General features: G+C 66.0%; 12 protein-coding genes. 4 read left to right on the forward strand and 8 right to left on the reverse strand.

Annotated features, from left to right (window positions below; genetic code table 11):
* Positions 1-97 precede the first annotated feature (97 nt).
* The 4 genes from IHE49_RS18105 (at position 98) to IHE49_RS18120 (ending at position 6160) form a co-directional block, all read left to right on the forward strand.
* Complete coding sequence (locus IHE49_RS18105; protein WP_192160583.1) at positions 98-1249, forward strand: DUF3667 domain-containing protein; 1152 nt, start codon at positions 98-100, stop codon at positions 1247-1249.
* A 374-nt stretch (positions 1250-1623) separates the two neighbouring features.
* Positions 1624-3804, forward strand: a complete 2181-nt coding sequence (locus IHE49_RS18110; RefSeq protein ID WP_192160584.1) for a primosomal protein N' — start codon at positions 1624-1626, stop codon at positions 3802-3804.
* A gap of 66 nt (positions 3805-3870) precedes the next feature.
* On the forward strand, positions 3871-4818 hold the full coding sequence (locus IHE49_RS18115; RefSeq protein WP_192160586.1) for a sterol desaturase family protein: 948 nt from the start codon (positions 3871-3873) through the stop codon (positions 4816-4818).
* Between the two features lie 76 nt (positions 4819-4894).
* On the forward strand, positions 4895-6160 hold the full coding sequence (locus IHE49_RS18120; RefSeq protein WP_192160588.1) for an NAD(P)/FAD-dependent oxidoreductase: 1266 nt from the start codon (positions 4895-4897) through the stop codon (positions 6158-6160).
* Between the two features lie 21 nt (positions 6161-6181).
* On the opposite strand, the gene IHE49_RS18125 is transcribed toward IHE49_RS18120, so the two are convergent.
* From IHE49_RS18125 to IHE49_RS18555, 8 genes are all read right to left on the reverse strand, one after another.
* The gene (locus IHE49_RS18125; protein WP_192160591.1) at positions 6182-7642 is read right to left on the reverse strand and encodes an efflux transporter outer membrane subunit; all 1461 of its coding nucleotides are present in this window, start codon (positions 7640-7642) and stop codon (positions 6182-6184) included.
* A complete protein-coding gene (locus IHE49_RS18130) occupies positions 7629-8819 on the reverse strand; it encodes an efflux RND transporter periplasmic adaptor subunit (RefSeq protein ID WP_192160593.1) in 1191 nt (396 codons plus the stop codon). Before IHE49_RS18130 ends, IHE49_RS18125 begins: the two co-directional genes overlap by 14 nt.
* Positions 8806-12012, reverse strand: a complete 3207-nt coding sequence (locus tag IHE49_RS18135; protein WP_192160595.1) for an efflux RND transporter permease subunit — start codon at positions 12010-12012, stop codon at positions 8806-8808. The genes IHE49_RS18130 and IHE49_RS18135 overlap by 14 nt, the downstream gene beginning before the upstream one ends.
* Positions 12013-12628: 616 nt before the next feature.
* The gene (locus tag IHE49_RS18140; protein ID WP_225578558.1) at positions 12629-14014 is read right to left on the reverse strand and encodes a HAMP domain-containing sensor histidine kinase; all 1386 of its coding nucleotides are present in this window, start codon (positions 14012-14014) and stop codon (positions 12629-12631) included.
* On the reverse strand, positions 13998-14675 hold the full coding sequence (locus IHE49_RS18145) for a response regulator transcription factor (RefSeq protein WP_192160598.1): 678 nt from the start codon (positions 14673-14675) through the stop codon (positions 13998-14000). The genes IHE49_RS18140 and IHE49_RS18145 overlap by 17 nt, the downstream gene beginning before the upstream one ends.
* A 94-nt stretch (positions 14676-14769) precedes the next feature.
* Complete coding sequence (rpoH, locus tag IHE49_RS18150) at positions 14770-15627, reverse strand: RNA polymerase sigma factor RpoH (protein ID WP_192160600.1); 858 nt, start codon at positions 15625-15627, stop codon at positions 14770-14772.
* Positions 15628-15846: 219 nt separating this feature from the next.
* Positions 15847-16524, reverse strand: coding sequence for a hypothetical protein (locus tag IHE49_RS18155; RefSeq protein ID WP_192160602.1), 678 nt, complete (start codon positions 16522-16524; stop codon positions 15847-15849).
* A 92-nt stretch (positions 16525-16616) separates the two neighbouring features.
* Positions 16617-16898 (reverse strand): hypothetical protein (locus IHE49_RS18555; protein WP_225578559.1); only part of this gene is annotated, 282 nt, incomplete at its 5' end.

A 16898-nucleotide genomic window follows, 5' to 3' on the forward strand; every position in this document is an offset into this window, starting at 1 on the left:
GGAAGGCTCCAGCGGAGGGCCATTCTAGCCGGCGCAGCTGTCGCGCACCGCGCGCTGTGCCAAGATCGCGCGCTGCGACGAAAACAAGGGGCAAGCAATGAAATCCCTGGTCAGCCACGAAGGCCAGCACTGCGCCAACTGCACCACGCCGCTGGTCGGCGAGTTCTGCCACGAATGCGGCCAGTCCGTGCACAGCGTGCTCCAGCCGATGCACCACATGTTCGAGGAAACCGTGGAGACGGTGCTGCACATCGACAGCCGCATCGTGCATACGCTGCCGCCGCTGTTCCTCAAGCCCGGCTTCCTCACCCTGGAGTATTTTTCCGGCCGCCGCGTGCGCTACATCGCGCCATTCCGGCTGATGTTCGTGCTCAGCCTGCTGTGCTTCTTCGGACTGCACCTGGCCACCTCGGAAGTGATCGACCAGGGCCTCGCCAAGCACCAGCAGCGAGTATTGAGCGACCGCGGCAGCGACTTCGCGCAGGCCGCCAACGCCGACAAGGTGCACGAGCTGCTTGACGACAAGATCAATGCCCTCGATGCCGTGCAGACTTTCGGCAGCACGACGGCGGCGGCGGCGGTCGGCAGCGCGAAGCAAGCACTGCGCGCAGCCGCCAACCAGCGCCTGGCCGAGTTGCATGCCCAACCGCTGCCGGCGCCTGCCAGCTCCGCCGTAACCCTGGAGTCGCCATTCCCCCACCGGGTGGAGCATTTCCGGATTTCCTGGCTGCCCGGTTCCGTCAACGATCGGCTGAATGTGGTCGCCCAGCACATCAGCGACAACATGTACGCGGCTACCCATGGCGACGAGGCAACCAGGGAAGCCGCGCGGGATCGCATGGTCACTGGCGTGTTCGGCAAGTTGCCGGGCGCCATGCTGGTACTGGTGCCGGTGTTCGCGTTGCTGCTCAAGCTGTTCTATGTGTTCAAGCGGCGGCTCTACATGGAGCACCTGATCGTGGCGCTGCACAGCCAGGCCTTCCTGTTCCTGTGGCTGCTGCTGTGCACGCTGCTGGCCGCCCTGGCCGGCTGGCTGGAGCCGCACGCGCTGTGGACCACGAGCCCGCTGAACTGGCTGGAGCGGGCCCTGGTGCTGTGGGCGCCGATCTACTTGCTGCTGATGCAGAAGCGCATCTATCGGCAGGGCTGGCCAATGACCCTGCTGAAGTATTGGTGCATCGGCTGGTTCTACTTCTGGCTGCTCAGCTTCGTCCTGCTTGGTGCGATCGGGCTGGGCCTGGCGCACTGATCCCAGCGTCGTCTGGCCGCGGTTTTGCACAGCGTCAAGTAACTGTCAAGGCATCCCCTGCGATCCGGCCTCCTTGTGAACACTTGCTGACACGCGTTTGCAAGTTATTGATATGAAATGCATTTTCAACATGACCAAAACGTGTCCAGAACGTCACGAAGGGCGCCACCATGCGCTTCGGGGCCTCTCGTCCCCGCCTCATCCACAGACTTTTCCACAGGCTTTGTGGATAAGCGGAAAAACCTGCGCCGAAGAGTGACTTGCGACTCGTTCCTCGACCCATCGACAGAAAGTACCCGCAAGCTTCGCGTCACTTGATCCCTGCCCAAGGAATGCGATCTCGACCGCTTGACCCCACCGCTAAACTGCACGCCATGATGTCCACCGTCCTGCGCGTCGCCCTGCCGGTGCCCTTGCCCACCTTGTTCGACTACCTGCCACCCAGCGCGGGCGGCGAGGCGCGCCCGGGCTGCCGGGTGCTGGTGCCGTTCGGTCGCGGGCAGGCCACGGGCGTCGTCGTGGCCACAGGCGTTGAAGCGTCGGTAGGCGCGGGTAAGCTGAAGCGCGCGCTGCGCTTGCTGGACGACGCCCCTTTGCTCGACGCCGAACTGATGCAGACGTTGGCCTGGGCTGCCGACTACTGGCTGGCCGCACCCGGCGAGGCTTATGCGAACGCCCTGCCGCTGACGCTGCGCGAGGCAAAGCCGCTGCCGCCGCTGGGCGAGGAATGCTGGTCGCTCACCACGGCTGGACGCAGCGCACTGGATGCGCGCAGCCGACGCGGCAATAGCCACGCCGTACTGGCCGAACTCGCTGGCGGGGCATTGAGTTCCGCCGAACTGGACGCCTGCCTGCCGGACTGGCGTGCGGCGGCGCGCCGACTGCTCGCCGCCAAGCTGGTCGAGCGCGGCGAACGCAGTACCGCTCCGAACGCCCCCACGCGGGAGGCGCCGGCACTCAGCGAAGAACAGCGGCATGCCGTGGACGCCGTGGCGGCAAGCCTGGGCAACTACCAGTCCTTCCTGCTCGACGGCGTTACCGGCAGCGGCAAGACCGAGGTGTACCTCGCCCTGATCGAGCGCGTACTGGCGCAAGGCAGGCAGGTACTCCTGCTGGTGCCGGAAATCGGGCTCGCCCCGCAGACGGTACGACGCCTGCGCGAGCGCCTGGGCGTGCCGGTGGAAGTGATCCACTCCAACCTCGCCGAGGGCGAACGCGCCCGTGCATGGCTGCGCGCGCGCAAAGGGGAAGCGAGAGTGATCCTCGGCACCCGCTCGGCGGTGTTCACGCCGCTGCCGCATGCCGGGCTGGTGATCGTGGACGAGGAACACGACGGCGCCTACAAGCAGCAGGAGGGTTTCCGCTACCACGCACGCGACCTCGCCGTGGTACGCGCCCGCGCGCTGGGCGTGCCGGTGCTGCTGGGTTCGGGCACGCCCTCGCTGGAGTCGCTGGCCAACGTCGAAAGCGGCCGCTACCGCGCGCTGCACCTGCGCGCGCGCCCCGGCGCGGTACACGCGCCCACGGTGCAGATCGTGGACATGCGGGCGCAGCGGCTGGAACACGGCCTCTCGCCGACCCTGCTCGCCGCCGTGGCCGACACCGTGGCACGCGGCGAACAGGTGCTGGTGTTCAAGAACCGCCGCGGCTATGCACCCGTGCTGTACTGCCACGCCTGCGGCTGGCATGCCGACTGTCCGCGCTGTGAGCGCCCGATGACCCTGCATGCCGGACGGCGTGCGCTGGTCTGCCATCACTGCGATCACCACGCGCGCATCCCCGCCGCGTGCCCGAGCTGCGGCGCCACCGAGCTGAAGCCGCAAGGCCAGGGCACCGAACGGTTGGAGGAAGCGCTGGCTGTGCGTTTCCCCGAGGTGTCCGTGCTGCGCATCGACCGCGAAACCACGCGACGCCGCGACGCTTTCGAACAATTGCTGGACAACCTCCGCGACGAAGCCAAGTCCGCGATCCTCGTCGGCACCCAGATGCTGGCCAAGGGCCACGACCTGCCCAACCTCACCATGGTCGCCATCGTCGGCGTGGACGAAGGGCTGCTCAGCGTGGACTTCCGTGCCGGTGAACGGCTCGCACAACAGCTGGTGCAAGTCGCCGGCCGTGCTGGCCGCGCCGCGAAACCTGGCCGCGTGCTGTTGCAAACCCATCACCCCGACCATCCCATGCTGCGGCAACTGCTGGCACAGGGTTATGCCGCCGCCGCGCAGGCCCTGCTTGCCGAGCGGCGGCAAGGCGCGTTGCCGCCATTCGCGCACCAGGCGCTGCTGCGTGCCGAAGCCGCGCAACGCACCGCCGTCGATGCGTTCCTCGGCGAAGCCTGCGCTGCATTGCCCGCCGACCATGGCCTGCAAATCGCCGGCCCGATGCCGGCGCCGATGCCGCTGCGCGCCGGCCGCCAGCGCGGGCAGCTGCTGCTGGAAGCCACCAACCGGCGCGAGCTGCACGCCGCGCTGCGCCCGTGGGCCACGCAACTCCCGCAACTGCCCAGCGCGCGCAAGGTGCGCTGGTCGCTGGATGTGGATCCGATCGACCTGTACTGACCGCACCGTTTCGCACCGGCAAATTCCACGCACGCTAGCATCGGCCATCCGACGATGGGAGGTCCCGTGAAACTGCCCGAAGCGCTGGTCAACTTCTTCGGCCTCGGCGGCATCGAGACGCTGACGTCCACGCATCCCCTGACGCTGGCTTCGTTCAGGAGCATCGCGGGCATCGAGGCAGTGGTCTCGCCGATCTTCCCCGCGATCCTGGTGTGCGAAATCGTCTTTCTGGCCTGGGCCTACCACCGCTCGCCGCACAGGCTCTACGCGGTCTACAAGATTCCCGTGCTGATGTACGCGTTCAACTGGATCATCGGCCTGCTGATCAACGTCGACGTGTTCCTGTGGACGCAACGGCACTTCACCGCGCTCGCGCCATTCACCGCACCACTGCATGTCGTCTGGTTCTTCTATGCCTACGTCGTGTGGGAGCTGAGCCACTTCGTCTACCACTGGACCTGCCACAAGGTCCGGCTGCTGTGGGTGCTGCACTCGCCGCACCATGCCCCCAAGCACATGAATCTCGGCGTGATCTTCGCAGCCTTCTTCCTGCAGGGCACTTACGCGAACTTCGTACGCACGGCGATCTGCTCGATCCTGGGCGTACCCATGGAGCTGCTGATCCTCTGCATGGTGATCGACGCATGCTGGGGTTCGCTGATCCATTTCAGCGAAGAGGCATGGCCATCCGGCAGGTCCGGCTGCTTCCTCGACAGCCTGCTGCTGATGCCTTCGGACCATCGCGTCCACCACTCCAGCAACCCCGAATACATCGACACGAACTACTGCAACGCCTTGCCGATATGGGACAAGCTGTTCGGCACGCTGCGCCGCGAGATCCCCGCAATCAGGCCCCGCTACGGCTTGAGCCGCCCGCAGAAGCCCAATGACTTCACCGACACCTACTTCGGTGAAATCGGCCTGCTCTGGCGCGATGTGCGCAATGCCGACACATGGAAAAAGCGGGCCCTGCTTGTCGTGATGCCGCCAGGATGGGGTTCGACGGATCACTGACAGGCATGCGCCGGCTTGAGCTTCAAGCCGCCATGGCATGACCTAGAATTGCGGGCGGTGCCCAAGGAGTTTTGCCATGCCCGATGCGCTGCCCCACATCGTGATACTCGGCGGCGGCTTTGGCGGGCTCACCGCCGCGCGCTCCCTGGGTCACGCGCCAGCACGCATCACTCTGGTGGATCGCCACAACCATCACTTGTTCCAGCCGCTGCTGTACCAGGTCGCCACTGCCGGATTGTCGGCTCCCTCGATCGCCGCGCCCCTGCGGCAGATCCTGCGCCACCAGCGCAACGTCACCGTACTGATGGACGAAGCCATCGGCATCGATCTCGCGCAGCGCCAGGTACAGCTGGATCGCGAACGGCTGGACTACGACTGGCTGATCGTCGCCACCGGCGCCACGCACGCGTATTTCGGCCACGACGACTGGGCCCCCAACGCGCCGGGGCTGAAATCGCTCGACGATGCGCTGGCGATCCGGCGCCGCGTGCTCACCGCGTTCGAGCGGGCCGAGCAAGAGGACGATCCCGCCCGTCGCCAGGCTTGGCTCAACTTCGTGGTGATTGGCGGCGGCGCCACCGGCGTGGAACTGGCCGGCACGCTGGCCGAAATCGCACGACACACGCTCAGCGGCGAGTTCTGCCGGGCACAGCCCCGCACGGCCAACATCCTGCTGGTGGAGGCCGGCCCGCGCGTGTTGGCCGCGTTCGATCCCGAGCTGTCGGCCAAGGCGCAACGACAACTGGAGCACCTGGGCGTGCAGGTGCGCCTGGGCCACGCGGTGACCGCCGTGGACCAGGAAGGCGTGGCGCTGGACGGCCAGCACATCGCGGCGCATACCGTGTTGTGGGCCGCCGGCGTGGCCGCCTCGCCGCTGGGCCGGATGCTCGACACGCCGCTGGATCGCGCCGGTCGCGTGCAGGTGCAAGCCGATCTCAGCCTGCCCGATCATCCCGAAGTGTTCGTGCTTGGCGACCTCGCCAGTGTTCAGCAGGATGGTCGCCCGGTGCCGGGTGTGGCGCCCGCGGCCAAGCAGATGGGCCAGCACATCGGCCGCCTGCTCGCCGCGCGTCTGCGCGGCGACAACCGCCGCTTGCCGTTCCGCTATCGCGACGCCGGATCGCTGGCCACCATCGGCCGCATGGCGGCGGTGGCGCAGTTCGGCAAGCTGCGGCTGTCCGGCCTCCCCGCCTGGTGGATCTGGCTGGGAGCGCACATCTGGTTCCTGATCGGCTTCCGCAACCGGCTGGTGGTGATGCTGGACTGGGCCATGGCGTACTGGACCCAGGAGCGCCACGCGCGAATCATCACCGGCACAGACAAGCGCGCGGATCACGAATGAGCGCGCACCTGCCCGCTGGCATCAACCGCCTGCAGTCGTATTGCCGTCGTGCGCGGGCTTTTGTGCCAACTGCTCGCGCGACCAGCCGCCACCCAGTGCACGGATGAGCTGCACGCTGGCGCGAAGCTGTTGCGTACCCAGGTTCAACACACTGCTTTGCGCCTGCAGGGCCGCGGTCTGCGACTGCACCACGTCGAGGTAGCTGGCGGCACCGACCTTGTACTGTTTCATCGCCAGATCCAGCGCGTGCTGCGCCGCGACGGCAGCGGCCTGCTGATCGACCATGGCCGCACTGAGGCGGTCAAGCAGAGCAAGGTTGTCCTCCACCTGCTGAAACGCGCCCAGCACCACACCGCGGTACTTCGCACCGGCTTCGTCCGCCGCGGCCTTGGCGGCCGCGACCTGCGCCTTGCGCATGCCGCCGTCGAACAGGTCGAACAGCAGCGACGGGCCGAGCGCCCAGACATGGTTGGGCGCGGTGAGCAGGTCGGCGTAGCGTTTGCTGAGGAAGCCGCCCTGCGCGTCCAGCGTCAGCGAGGGAAAATAGGCCGAGCGCGCCACGCCGATCTCGGCGTTCGCTTCGGCGGTGCGGCGTTCGGCGGCGGCGATGTCGGGGCGCCGCTGCAACAGGGTCGATGGCACGGCCAGCGGAATCGGCGGCAGCGGGACAGCCGCGGTCTGCGACGGCAGGGTGAACTGCGAGGCGGACTCGCCCACCAGCACCGCAATCGCGTCCTGCATTTCCGCACGCTGTGCCGCGGTCTGCGCCCACTGCGACTTCACCGTGGACAGCTGCGTCTGCGCGCGCGCCACGTCCAGGCCGGAGACGATGCCGCCACTGTGCAGCGTCTGCGTGAGTTGCAGCGCCTTCCGGTAGGCGTCGACGCTTTGCTGCAGCAATTGCAGCTGCTGGTCGAGACCGCGCAACGCCAGATAATCGTCGGCGAGCTGCGCCTGCAGGCTGAGTTGCACGGAAGCGAGGTCGGCCGCGGTGGCCTGCGCTTCGTCCCTGCCGGCTGCGACGGTGTCGCGCACATGACCCCACAGATCCACTTCATAGCTGAGCTGGGCGCCCGCCGTGTAGGTGTCGTAATCCGCTGGCGCCGTGGGGCTGCGCATCGGTGCGGTGTCCGACTGGCGCTGGCGCACAGCGCCCGCGCTCGCACCGATCTGCGGGAAGTAGCCGGAGCGCGCTTCGCGGAACAGCGCCTGTGCCTGCCGGTAATGCGCCAGCGCGGCGGCAAGGTCAGCGTTGTGGGCGAGCAGGCGTTGCTGCAGCTGGTCGAGCTGGTGGTCGCCGTACGACGACCACCAGTCCGTGCGCGGCAACTGGTCGGCTGGCTGCGCCTGCACCCATGGACCGATGTCCTTGTACTGCTCGGCGACCGGCGTGGCCGGCACCTTGTAGGCCGGCGCCAGGTTGCAGCCAGCCAGCACCACGGCCACCGGCAACGCGAGCAGGAAGCGGTCAGCCCTTCGCATGGGGTTCGTCCGCCTTGGTCTGCTGGTCGGCCACGCGCACCTGGTCGCCCGTATCGATCCCGTCGGGCGGGCTGTCGATCACTTTGTCGCCGGGCGCAAGGCCGGAACCGATCACCGCGCGCTTGCCGTCGTCGCGCAGCACGTTCACCTGCTTGAACGTGACGCGATCGCCGGCGCCGAGCGTGGCCACCCGCATGCCGTTGCCGTTGAAGACCAACGCGCTGGACGGCACGCTCAGTTCGTTGTGCATCGTGCCTAGGTCCAGGTCCACGCTGGCGAAGCCGCCGGGCATCAGCTCGCCCTTGCTGTTGTCGACCAGCAACTGCATCAGCGTAGTGCCGCTGGAAGCGTTCACCGACCCCGCCGAATCGAGCACGGTAGCGGTGTAGGTCTGACCTGGGTGCTCCGGCACGCGCAGCACCGCGCGCGTGCCCTTGGGCACCTGCGGCACGTAGTTCTGCGGCACGTTGACGTAAAGGCGCAGCTTGCTGGTGTCAGAGACCACGAACAGTTCGGGACCGGCACCGCTACCCACGTTGATCAACGCGCCAACATCGGTATCGCGCGCGGTGACGGTGCCGTCGAACGGCGCGACGAGCCTGGCGAAGCCTTTTTCCACCTGCAGCTGGTCGACCTGCGCCTGCGCCGCCTTCACCTGCGCCTCGGCCGCGTTAAGCGCGCTGGTCCGCTGGTCGATGTCCTGCTGCGCGACCGCGTCGGTGCCGGCCATCGCCTGCCAGCGCTTGGCGCTGATCTGCGCCAGCCGCGCGTTGGCCTGCGCCACGCCCAGGCTGGCTTGCGCCTGCGCGAGCTGCTGGTCGACGTCCGGCGTTTCGATGGTGCCGAGCAGGTCGCCCTTCTTCACGTGGGCGCCGATATCGGTGTTCCAGCTCTTGAGGTAACCGGAAACGCGCGCGTAGATGGGCGCGCTCACGAAAGCCTGCAGGCGACCGGGCAACTGCAGGGTGGGCTGGCCCGTCGCCGACTCCGGCTGAACCAGCGCGACCACCGGCAGCGCCTGCTGCTGCGTCCAGTCGCGCATCTGCGACGTGCCATGGGCGCGGCTGGCCAGACCGTAGACGACGATGACCGCGGCCACCACGGCGGCGGCGATACCGGTCGCGCGCAGATGGCGTGGCGCGGCGTGTGGCTGGGTGTGCGGATCAAGCTGGGACATGGGTGACTCCGGGATGACCTTGCGGCGCATGCTTTTCGCCGTAGCGCCGATGGATGATGCTGAACACGACAGGGACGAAGAACAGGGTGGACACCGTGGCGAACACCAGGCCGCCGATCACCGCGCGGCCCAGCGGCGCGTTCTGCTCGCCGCCCTCGCCCAGCGCCAGCGCCATCGGCAGCATGCCGATGACCATCGCCAGCGCGGTCATGCAGACCGGTCGGAAGCGGGTGAAGCCCGCTTCCAGCGCTGCGCGTGCGGCGTCGCCGTGTTCGTGCAGGCGCTCGCGGCAGAAGCTCACCACCAGGATCGAGTTGGCCGTGGCCACGCCCATGCACATGATCGCGCCGGTGAGTGCCGGTACCGACAACGTGGTATGCGTAGCGAACAGTATCCACACGATACCGGCCAGCGCGGCAGGCAAGGCGGTGATGATCACGAACGGATCGGCCCAGGACTGGAAGTTCACCACGATCAGGAAGTAGATCAGCACGATCGCGCCGAGCAGGCCGAACAGCAGGCCGGAGAACGCGCTGTTCATCGTCTGCACCTGGCCACGCAGCACCACGGTGGAGCCCTTGGGCGCATCCTTGGCGTTGGCGGCGATGATCTTCTGGATGTCCGCCGCCACCGCGCCGAGGTCGCGCCCCTGCGTGCTGGCGAAGATCTGCACCATCGGCTGGATGTCGTATTCCGACACCACCGCGTCGGCGCGGCCGTACTTGATGTCGGCGATGCCGCCGAGCACGGTGGTCGGGCTGCCCGCGGCGTTCACCGGCATGTCGGCCAGCGCGGCGGAGGTGTCCATCCGGTACTGCGGCGTCTGCATCACGATGGGATAGGTGATGCCGTTCTTCGGGTTGAGCCAGTAGGTTGGCGCCACCTGGCTGCTGCCGGCGAGATTCACCACCATGCTGTTGGTGACATCGCGCGGCGTGGTGCCGGTGTATTGCGCGCGCGCGCGGTCGACATTCACGTCCACCGTGGGCAGCGACTGCGACTGCTGGATGCGCGCGTCGGCCACGCCGGTAACACGTCGAATCTGTGCCAGCAGCTTGTTCGCATAGGCGAAATCCGCCGGCATGTCACGACCGCGCACCTGCAATTCGATCGGTGCGGGCGAGCCGAAGTTGAGGATCTGGCTGACGATGTCGGCCGGCAGGAAGGCGAACGTCACGCCGGGGAAGCGTTTCGGCAGTTCCTCGCGCAGGCGCTTCACGTAATCGTCGGTGGGCGCATGGCCTTCGCGCAACGCGATCTGGATGTCGCCGTCCTCCTCGCCGATCGTGCCGGTGTTGTTGTAGATCGTGTTGATCGAGGACAGGAAGGGCGCGCCGATGCTGTCGGCCATCGTCTCCAGGTCCTTCGACGGGATGATCTGGCGGATGGATTGCTCGATACGGCTGAACTGCGCGGCGGTGTCTTCCAGGCGCGTGCCGACGCGCACGCGCACGTGGATCAGCATCTGGCCGGCATCCACCGACGGGAAGAAGTTGCGCCCCAGGAACGGCGCCAGTCCGAACGACAGCACCACGAACGCGAGGAAGCCCATCACGAACACGCGCCGATGATCCAACGCCAGACCGAGCATGCCGTGGTAACCGGCGCGAATCTTTTCGAAGCCCGCCTCGAAACCGCGCTGGAAACGCACCAGCGGGTTGCGCGACGGCGCGTGCGTGCTGTCGTCGCCATGCGCGCCGACACCGGGCGCATGGGCCTTCAGCAGGTAATTCGCCATCGTCGGCACCAGCGTGCGCGACAGGATGAACGAGCACACCATCGCGAACATCACCGCTTCCGCCATCGGCACGAACAGATAGCGCGCCACGCCCTGCAGGAAGTACATCGGCACGAACACGATGCAGATGCACAGCAGCGATACGAAGGCCGGCGTCACGATCTGCGCCGCGCCGTCCATGATCGCTGTCTCCACGTCCTTGCCGTGCTCGAGATGCCAGTTGATGTTTTCGATGGTCACCGTGGCGTCGTCCACCAGGATGCCCACCGCCAGCGCCAGGCCTCCCAGCGTCATGATGTTGAGCGTCTCGCCCAACGCCGACAGGATGGCCACCGAGCCCAGCACCGCCAGCGGGATCGACACGGCGATGATCACCGTCGAGCGCCAGCTGCCGAGGAACAGCAGGATCATCAGGCTGGTCAGCGCCGCCGCGATCACGCCTTCGCGGATCACGCCGGTCACCGCCGCAGTGACGAACACCGACTGGTCGCCTACCGGCTTGATCTGCAATGCATCGGGCAAGGTGGGCTTGAGCACTTCCAGCATCTTCTTGATGCCGCTGATGATGTCCAGCGTGGAGGTGGCACCGGTCTTGAACACGCTGAGCAGGAGCGAGCGGCTGCCGTCCACGTGCACCATGTTGGTCTGCACCGCGCTGCCGAAATGCACGTTGGCGACGTCGCGCATGTACACCATCGCACCGTTCACCGACTTGATCGGCAGGTTGGCGAGGTCTTCCAGCCCCGATGGCGCGTTATTGAGGTTGACCACGTACTCGCTGTCGCCGACTTTCTGCGTGCCCACCGGCGTGATCACGTTCTGCGCCGCCAGCGCATTGGCGACGTCGTTGCCGGTGAGCCCACGCGCCTGCAATGCGGCAGGGTCGAGGTCGAACATCACCTGCGGCGTCCTGCCGCCGAACGGATACGGGACACCGGCGCCCTCCACCGTCACCAGCCGGGTGCGTACCTGGTTGATGCCGATGTCGGTCAGGTTCTGTTCGTTGAGGCCCTTGCCCGACAACGCCAGCTGGATGATGGGCACGGTCGAGGCGCTGTAGTTGAGGATCAGCGGCGGCGTGGCGCCCGGCGGCATCTGCTTGAGCATGGTCTGCGCGAATGCGGTGACCTGCGCGTTGGCGATGGCGATGTTGGCGCCCGGGTGGAAGAAAATCTTGACGATGCCGAACGTGTTGTACGAATTCGCCTCGATATGCTCGATGTCGTCCACCGTGGTGGTGAGCGCGCGCTCGAACGGCGTGTCGATGCGGTTCGCCATCTGGTTGGGCGGCAGACCGGTGTACTGCCAGGCCACCGCGATCACCGGGATGTTGATGCTCGGGAAGATGTCCACCGGCATGCGCATGGCGGCGAGCGAGCCGGTGATGAGCGTGAGCAAAGCGAGGACGACAAAGGTATACGGTCGCGAAAGCGCGATCCGGACTAGATCTAGCATGCAGGGGATTCCAAGTGCCGATGTTGCGTCGCGGTAATTTTCCCACGCAGTCCACCGTGGGGCGCGCCTGGCTGCATGAAGATAATTTCATGTAGGCCGCGTCCTATTCCCGCACAGGGGAGGAACACCTGGGCAAGGCGAGGCATCCGGCTCTCCCCGTGCAGGACGCCCGGCGGCGCGGCGCCCCAGCGATCAGGCTCGTTTCAGGCCCTATGGCTACTGGATGAGCCGCTTCGCCGTTGTGAAGCTCCTCCGGCCTGCGCAGGAATGGCAAGCGGGAAGGTCATCCGTTTCCAGATACGGCATGGCGGGACCGCGCCACCAGTCACATCACATGAGCGGGAGCGGCCGCAAATCCTCGACACAATGCGCTTCCAAGTTCTGGCGGATTGAACCAACCCTTCTCTGGGTTACTTCATCTTTACTCCGGCCATCCTGCCTTCCGCTCTTCGGGCCGGCTTCGCCGTTCGCCACCGCTCCTGCGGTGGCATGGGCAAGCAAAGGGTAAGGAACCCGGGCGCCAGCAAGCGTCCGAAGCTGCCTCGTAATTTGTACCTTGCAACGGCCCGGAGTCCCTCATCAGGGGAAGCGATCAGATGGAAACCGCAAACAGGCCTTAGGCCGCCTCGACCGTCGCCTCCGTCAGGCAATGCATGCTGATGCACGCGCCACCATCCTCACCGTCGCCGATCTCAAGCACGTAGCCATGCAGGCGCACGATGGCACTGACAATGCTGAGGCCCAGTCCCGAGCCCGGCGTGCTGCGGCTGTTGTCGCCACGGTAGAAGCGCCTCGTCACCGCATCGCGCTCGCCGGCCGGGATGCCGGGGCCGCCATCCAGCACGTCCACGCGGGGACCGCTGCGCTCCATCCGCGCACGCAGCAGCACGCGGCCACCGGCGGGAGTGAACTTGATCGCATTGCCGACCAGGTTGGCGAACGCCTCGAACAGGAGGTGCGCATCGCCGCGCAAGGGGACCAGCGGAGCCAGTTCCAGCAGGAAGCGCAGGTCGCGGTCTTCGGCCAGCGGCGCGTAGAAGTCATGCACCTGGTGCAGCACGCGCTCCAGATCGACCTCGCTAAAGCAGGCACTGCGATGGCGATCTTCCAGTTCGGATACCCGCAACAGGGCGCGGAAACGCGTCAGCACCGCATCGATGTCGGCCACGCAGGCCTCCACCAGCACCGCCTCGGACCGTCCGTCCAACTGCTGCTGGGCACGGTAGAGCCGCGCGCGCAGGCGCGTCAGCGGCGTACGCAGGTCGTGCGCGATGTTGTCGCAGACACCCTTCACCTCGCCCATCAGGCGTTCGATTTCCCCCAGCATGGTGTTGACGATGCCGGCGAGCACGTCCAGCTCGTCGCCACGCCGGCTTACCGGCAGGCGCTTGGTGAGGTCGCCACGCTGGATCGGCTCGGTGGCCAGCTGGATTTCGCGGATACGCCGCACCGGACCACGACTGAGCAGCAGGCCGCCGAGCAGGCCCGGGATCACCGTCAGCGACAGGCCCCACAGCAGGGTGCGGCGAATGATCGCGCCCAGCCCGTCGATCGTGCTGGTGTCCTTGGCCAGCACCAGCAATTCGCCATGCGCCAGCCGCTGCGCCATCGCACGCGCGCTGATGTCGCTGCGCAGGCGATCGATGCGCACCACGCCCTTGGGCAACGGATGCAGCTTGCCGTCCGCGACCAGACCCTGCGGCAAGCTGGCCATGTTGCCGGCCAGCGGCCTGCCCCGCGCGTCGAACAGTCCGGCCGACATGATGCCGTGCGGATCGAGCGTGCCTGCGGCGTCCACCGCCTGCGGCAGATGCTCCATATCCATCTGCACGAGGTACTGCATGCGCTGCGACACGATCTGGTCGAGCACGTGGGTGAGGTAGCGCGAGCTTTCCCACTGGATCGCGCCCAGCAGCACCACGCTCCACACCACGAACAGCGCGCCATAGATCAGGATCAGGCGCGAGGTGGCGGCGCGCCAGACGTCAATCAGCGGGCGCAAGGCGGTATCCCGAGCCACGCACGGTGTGGATCAAGGCGGGCAGGCCCGCGACGTCGATCTTGCGGCGCAGGCGGCCGATGTGCACGTCGATCACGTTGGTGCCCGGATCGAAATGGAAGCCCCACACATGCTCGAAGATCATCGTGCGGGTCAGCACTTGGCCGGAATTGCGCATGAGGAACTCCAGCAGCCGGTATTCCGTGGGCAAGAGCGAGAGAGTCTGGGCGCCGCGCCAGGCGACGTGCCGGACGAGATCGAGCTCGAGGTCGGCGACGCGCAGGCGATTCTCCGCCTGCGGCTGATGCCGCCGCAACAGCACTTCGACCCTTGCCGCCATCTCGTCCGGCGCGAACGGCTTGGTGAGGTAGTCGTCACCGCCCGCGCGCAGGCCGCGCACGCGCTCGTCCACTTCGCTCAACGCGCTGATCATCAGCACCGGCGTCTCGACGCGGCGCTCGCGCAGCGCGGTGATGACGTCGATGCCGCTCAGGCCCGGCAGCATGCGGTCCAGCGTAACGAGGTCGTAGCCACCGGCCAGGGCTTGCTCAAGGCCCGCACAGCCGGTGGCAGCCCAGTCCGCCACCATGCCGTGCGCGGCGAGCTCCGTGACGATCTCGCGCGCGGTGACTTCGTCGTCTTCGATGACCAGGATGCGGGGCATCGTGGGTTCCCGTGTCATGGGGCAGGCCTCAAACGGCAAACGGCCTCGTGCAGAGGCCGTTTGCTGCTGCGCACCGATTTTGGCGCTTCGACACTCAGGCCGCGAACAGCCCGCGCATCTTCTTCATCGCGTTCGCCTCGACCTGGCGGATGCGCTCGGCGGACACACCGTACTCGTCAGCCAGCTCCTGCAGCGTGGCCTTGTCCTCGTCCAGCCAGCGGCGCTGGATGATGTGGCGCGAACGCTCGTCCAGGTTCTGCAGTGCGCTCGACAAGGTATTGAGCTGGTTGTCGCTCTGGTCGGCATCGGCGATGTTGTCGTAGGGATCGGCACCTTCGTCGACCAGGAAGGCCTCGGGTGCCGGCTTGGCGTCGTCCTCGGCATCCGCCGGGGCTTCGAAACCGATGTCGCGACCGGACAGGCGCGACTCCATCTCGCGCACCGTGGCCTCGGGCACGCCCAGATCCTTCGCCACCGTGCGCACTTCCTCGGCATTCATCCAGCCCAGGCGCTTCTTGCTCTTGCGCAGGTTGAAGAACAGCTTGCGCTGCGCCTTGGTGGTGGCGACCTTCACGATGCGCCAGTTCTTCAGGATGAACTCGTGCATTTCGGCGCGGATCCAGTGCACCGCGAAGCTGACCAGGCGCACACCCTGGTCGGGGTCGAAACGCTTCACCGCCTTCATCAGACCGATGTTTCCTTCCTGGATCAGGTCGGAAAGCTGCAGGCCGTAGCCGGAATAGCCACGCGCCACGTGCACTACGAAACGCAGGTGCGACATCACCAGCTTCTTCGCCGCCGACAGATCTTCCTGTGCGTTGTAGCGGCGCGACAGATCCTGCTCCTCATCCTGGCTCAGCACCGGAATACGGTGCACGGCCGAGATATAGGCATCCAGGCTTCCGACCACACTGGGCAGCGTCGAGGGGATGGTCGCCAAGGCTTGGGACATGGAAAACCTCCAGTACAAGGACTTCAGGTTAGCACTCTGGTGGTTGGAGTGCTAAAGCCGCGAATAGTTCACGGTCTTTAGTGAACCGAATCGTACAGAAATATGAGCCGCTTGTCCATCCTGCTGTCGAGGTCACTTAACGATGTCAGTCAGTAACCCTATCGATGTCAGTAACGCGTAATTGCGTCAGTTCGAGTGTCAACCCAACGGCAAAAATCTCTATCTTTCTGATTTTATTAACAAATGCAAGCCAGGTCTGTGCCGAAACTTTTCGGCGAGAGAAGGACCACCAAGGCCATGGCGCCCCTTACCGTCCAGACGGTTGTTCAAACGATCCATCGCACCTTCGAAGCGCCCACGATAGGTCTCACCCACCGCCGGTATGAGACATTCGTTCCACCATCGTCGCCAGGGTTGGTAGTCACCGGCGGGACTGAGCAACGCTCCAAACTCCTCGGAGCCTCCTAGGCTCATCGCGACCACCCAGAGAAACGTGCGCCGCCAGTTCAGATCGACCACTCGACGCAGCGCATGCATAGAACGGAGCCAAACCTGAGGCTTGCTTGGCACCTCCACCAATTCGTAGGACTCAGGCTCGATGGCCAACCGATTAACACCCAGGCCATGGGGCCCCACCCCCCACAACTCCCCAGCCGCCAACGTCGCCACCTCGTAGGCAATACGTCGCAGGCGCAGCTGTGGATCTTTCGCCTTGGGATAAATGGGTGTGGACTCTGCGCTCCGCTTCTCCACCGCCGATTGCAACCTGGCAAGACGCTCGGTAACCGTTCTTGGATCAAGCCCGCCGTAGACCTGGATCGCGCCCCGTTCGAAGCGCTCCAGCAGCCTCAGGTGAGCCTCAAAAAAGTCCGGAACATCGTCTCGAACCTTCTTCAAGCCGTAGAGCCATGTCTTGGGTAGTCGACGCAGTCCTTGGCCGCTGGTCGCATGCCATGGCAGAAGAAGTGAACCGTGAGCCCAGCATGTGCTTACAAAAAAGCCACCCCAGTCCATTCGAAAGTAGGGAACGCGCCCCGCTTCCAGATCGTCCTTGAAGCATCGCGGGCAATAAGCACACCGCCCTCTTTGAATAACGATGGGACCGTAGAGACCATGGAAGTCGGAAAGCGGGTGAAGCGTCCTCGTTGATTCGAGCCAGTCGGAAGTAGAGTTTCCCCACCAAGGAGCTCTGCATGAAGAAGTCGAAGTTCAGCGAGGAACAGATCGTCCGGATCCTCAAGGAGGTCGAGGCCGGCGCGAAGGTGGCTGAG

Source organism: Rhodanobacter sp. 7MK24, assembly GCF_014842995.1.
Lineage (GTDB): Bacteria > Pseudomonadota > Gammaproteobacteria > Xanthomonadales > Rhodanobacteraceae > Rhodanobacter_A.